This is a genomic window from Paenibacillus sp. AR247 (assembly GCF_002968895.1).
Lineage (GTDB): Bacteria > Bacillota > Bacilli > Paenibacillales > Paenibacillaceae > Paenibacillus_AQ > Paenibacillus_AQ favisporus.
In genome coordinates this window covers 22,129-26,176 of sequence record NZ_PCZT01000003.1, presented here as the reverse complement: position 1 = coordinate 26,176, position 4,048 = coordinate 22,129, and the positions used below count along the sequence as shown (strand labels likewise).

Sequence of the window (4,048 nt, the reverse complement as noted above, 5' to 3'; positions counted from 1 at the left end):
TGAGTACATCCCTCTTCCAGAGCGCGACACTGACAAACCTTTCCTTATGCCAGTCGAGGACGTATTCTCCATCACTGGTCGTGGTACGGTTGCTACAGGCCGTGTAGAACGCGGAACTGTTAAAGTGGGCGACGAAGTTGAAATCGTTGGTATCGCTGAAGAAACTAAGAAATCCGTCGTTACGGGCGTTGAAATGTTCCGTAAATTGCTGGATTCCGCTCAAGCTGGTGACAACATTGGTGCCCTGCTTCGCGGTGTAGACCGTAACCAAATCGAGCGCGGTCAAGTACTTTGCAAACCGGCTTCCGTTAAACCGCATACTGAGTTCGCTGCTCAAGTATACGTTTTGACAAAAGAAGAAGGTGGCCGTCATAAGCCTTTCTTCACTGGATACCGTCCTCAGTTCTACTTCCGTACAACGGACGTAACTGGTGTGGTTAACCTTCCAGAAGGAACTGAAATGGTTATGCCTGGCGACAACATCACTGTAACCGTTCAACTGATCGCTCCAATCGCGATTGAAGAAGGAACGAAGTTCACGATCCGTGAAGGTGGACGTACAGTAGCTGCTGGTGCCATCGCAACAATCAGCAAATAATTAAAAGGCAAATTGCCTTCTATATAGCAACGATGTGCTGGAACGAGTAACGCTGTGTTGTAAACGCAAGAGATACAGAGGAATCCTCTCCTGGCGGGAGGATTCCTTTTTCTTTATATATAGGAAGAAAAGAACAACAACGCTTTTCATTAAAAGCTTGCATTATGCCCATTCTTTATATATAATAGTGAATGTTGTTCTGAGACGTTGCGATGATGTGAGAGGTTACTGACACACCCGGCCCCTTTGCCATGGAGCGGTGGGTTAGAAAATTTTCACGGAGTATGTCCGATACCAAATTGGGCGATAGAAGGAGGGACTAAAATGGCAAAGCAAAAAATTCGTATTCGTTTGAAAGCTTACGATCACAGAATTCTTGATCAATCCGCTGAGAAAATCGTTGAAACTGCAAAACGTTCGGGTGCTGGTGTATCTGGACCGATTCCGCTTCCAACTGAGAAACAAATCATTACTATTCTCCGTGCGGTACACAAGTATAAGGATTCTCGGGAGCAATTCGAAATGCGCACACACAAGCGTCTGATCGACATTGTTAACCCAACTCCACAAACTGTGGATGCTCTTATGCGCTTGGACCTGCCGTCCGGTGTAGATATCGAAATCAAATTGTAATTCGAAATGAATTAAGACGGGAAAAGAGGTGTCAACATGAAAGGTATCTTAGGAAAAAAACTCGGAATGACTCAAGTATTTACTCCAGAAGGTAATGTAATTCCTGTGACGGTTATCGAAGCAGGTCCTTGTGTTGTTCTGCAAAAGAAAGATCTTGAGAACGATGGCTACGAAGCTATTCAAATCGGTTTCGCCGATAAGAAGGAGAAACGTGCAAACAAGCCAGAAGCAGGACATGCTAAGAAAGCTAACACTGCACCTAAGCGCTACGTTCGCGAAATTCGCGGTGTTGACCTCGGAGCATTCGAGGTTGGCCAAGAACTGAAGGCGGATGTCTTCGCAGAAGGCGAATTTGTTGACGTAACCGGTACTTCCAAAGGTAAAGGCTTCCAAGGCGTTATCAAACGTTGGGGACAAAGCCGCGGACCAATGGCTCACGGCTCGCGTTACCATCGCAGACCGGGTTCCATGGGCTCGATCCAGGCTAACCGTGTTCCTAAAGGAAAGCGTCTGCCAGGTCACATGGGTAATGCTACAGTAACTGTACAAAAACTTGAAGTTGTTAGAGTTGACGTTGAACGCAACGTATTGCTCGTTAAAGGTGCTATTCCTGGACCTAAAAACAGCTTCGTTAAAATTAACGAAACGGTGAAGAAATAATCACCTAAGGAAAGGAGGAACACATAATGCCAAAAGTAACTCTGTTTAATGTCAGCGGTAGCGAAGTAGGAGAATTGGAACTGAACGATGCGGTATTTGGCGTAGAGCCGAACGTACACGTGATGAACCAAGCGGTATTGCTGCAAAGAGCATCTTTGCGTCGTGGTACACACAAAGTGAAGGGCCGTTCTGAAGTACGCGGCGGCGGACGTAAGCCTTGGAAACAAAAAGGAACCGGCCGTGCTCGTCAAGGTTCGATCCGTTCACCACAATGGAAGGGCGGCGGTACTGTATTCGGTCCAACACCACGCAGCTACTCGTTCAAGCTTCCTAAGAAAGTTCGTCGTCTGGCTATTAAATCTGCATTGTCTTCCAAAGTGATCGCTAACAATCTGATCGTTCTGGACCAACTCGCTCTGAACACGCCTAAAACAAAGGAATTCGCAGCGATCCTGAACAATCTGAAAGTAGAACGTAAGGCCCTGATCGTAGCTCCTGGCTATGATGATAATGTGGCTCTTTCCGCACGGAATATTCCTGGCGTGAAATTTGTTGCAGCAGACGGCATTAATGTTCTTGACGTACTTCTGTACGACAAACTGATCATTACGAAAGAAGCAGTTCAGAAGGTAGAGGAGGTGCTCGCGTAATGAAAGATCCTCGTGATATTATCAAACGTCCGGTGATCACTGAACGTACGGCTGAATACATGGGCGACTTGAAGTATGCCTTTGAAGTAGATATCCGTGCGAACAAGACCGAGATCAAACAAGCTGTTGAATCGATCTTTAAAGTGAAAGTAACGAATGTAAATACAATGCGCGTCCCTGCTAAGCCGAAACGTTATGGCCGCTACAACGGTTATACAACCGAGTGGAAAAAAGCCATCGTAACGCTGAGCAAAGACAGCAAAGCGCTCGAGTTTTTTGAATCTGTAGAGTAAGGAGGAAATCACGTGCCTATTAAAAAGTATAAGCCGACATCCCCGGCTAGACGTAACATGTCCGTGTCTACTTTTGAAGAGATCACGACAAATCAGCCGGAGAAATCGTTGCTTGCACCGCTCAGCAAAACAGCTGGCCGCAACAACCAAGGTAAAATTACGGTTCGTCACCACGGCGGCGGACACAAGCGTAAATACCGTATCATCGACTTCAAACGTACGAAAGACGGCATACCAGGTACCGTTGCTACGATCGAGTATGACCCGAACCGTACTTCCAATATTGCTCTGATCCACTATGCAGACGGAGAGAAGCGTTACATCATCGCTCCTAAAGGTCTGAAAGTGGGAGACAAGATTGAATCCGGTCCAAACGCCGACATCAAAATCGGTAACGCACTTCCAATGGAGAACATTCCGGTAGGTACTGTTATCCACAACATCGAACTGCAGCCTGGCAAAGGCGGACAATTGGTTCGCGCAGCCGGTACCGAAGCTCAGCTTCTTGGTAAAGAAGATAAATACGTATCCGTACGTTTGTCTTCGGGCGAAGTTCGGAGACTGCTTAAAGTTTGCCGTGCTACAATCGGTTCCGTTGGTAACGAAGACCACGAGCTGATCAAAATCGGTAAAGCTGGCCGCAGCCGCTGGCTCGGACAACGTCCTGAAGTTCGCGGGGTAGTTATGAACCCTAACGATCACCCTCACGGTGGTGGTGAAGGCCGCGCTCCAATCGGACGTAAATCGCCAATGTCTCCATGGGGCAAACCAACCCTTGGTTACAAAACGCGTAAAAAAGGCAAAGCTTCTGACAAATATATCGTTCGCCGCCGCACAAAATAATGCACGCTGTGCATAACTTTGTGAAGTGCCGAAAGTAACGAGAAGATTGGATGAAGGGAGGATTTTATAGATGAGTCGCAGTTTGAAAAAAGGGCCTTTCATTGACGGGTACCTGCTGAAAAAAGTAGAAGTGATGAACGAATCGAACAAGAAGGCGGTTATCAAGACTTGGTCCCGTCGCTCTACGATTTTTCCCACAATTTATCGGTCACACGTTCGGTGTATACGACGGGCGCAAGCACGTTCCGGTATACGTAACGGAAGACATGGTAGGACACAAGTTGGGTGAATTCGCTCCAACACGTACCTACAAGGGTCATACGGACGATGACAAGAAAACAAGAAGATAATTTCTAAGCTCTTTGTTTGAG

At 46.9% G+C, this 4,048-nt stretch carries 6 protein-coding genes and 1 pseudogene; all 7 read left to right on the top strand.

Translation table 11 applies throughout. The annotated features are described in order from the left end of the window. Positions 1-598 (top strand): EF-Tu C-terminal domain-related protein (locus CPT76_RS38790; protein WP_258168032.1); only part of this gene is annotated, 598 nt, incomplete at its 5' end. A gap of 324 nt (positions 599-922) precedes the next feature. Continuing rightward, complete coding sequence (gene rpsJ, locus CPT76_RS03075) at positions 923-1,231, top strand: 30S ribosomal protein S10 (RefSeq protein ID WP_005544556.1); 309 nt, start codon at positions 923-925, stop codon at positions 1,229-1,231. A 36-nt stretch (positions 1,232-1,267) separates the two neighbouring features. Continuing rightward, a complete protein-coding gene (gene rplC / locus CPT76_RS03070) occupies positions 1,268-1,891 on the top strand; it encodes a 50S ribosomal protein L3 (RefSeq protein WP_076176735.1) in 624 nt (207 codons plus the stop codon). 26 nt (positions 1,892-1,917) lie between these two features. Next, the gene (gene rplD, locus CPT76_RS03065; RefSeq protein WP_076176736.1) at positions 1,918-2,541 is read left to right on the top strand and encodes a 50S ribosomal protein L4; all 624 of its coding nucleotides are present in this window, start codon (positions 1,918-1,920) and stop codon (positions 2,539-2,541) included. Next, positions 2,541-2,834, top strand: a complete 294-nt coding sequence (rplW, locus tag CPT76_RS03060; RefSeq protein WP_076176737.1) for a 50S ribosomal protein L23 — start codon at positions 2,541-2,543, stop codon at positions 2,832-2,834. The genes rplD and rplW overlap by 1 nt, the downstream gene beginning before the upstream one ends. A gap of 12 nt (positions 2,835-2,846) precedes the next feature. Continuing rightward, the gene (gene rplB / locus CPT76_RS03055) at positions 2,847-3,677 is read left to right on the top strand and encodes a 50S ribosomal protein L2 (RefSeq protein ID WP_076176738.1); all 831 of its coding nucleotides are present in this window, start codon (positions 2,847-2,849) and stop codon (positions 3,675-3,677) included. A 70-nt stretch (positions 3,678-3,747) separates the two neighbouring features. Next, positions 3,748-4,027 (top strand): annotated as a pseudogene (rpsS, locus tag CPT76_RS03050) (30S ribosomal protein S19). The last annotated feature ends 21 nt before the right edge of the window (positions 4,028-4,048 follow it).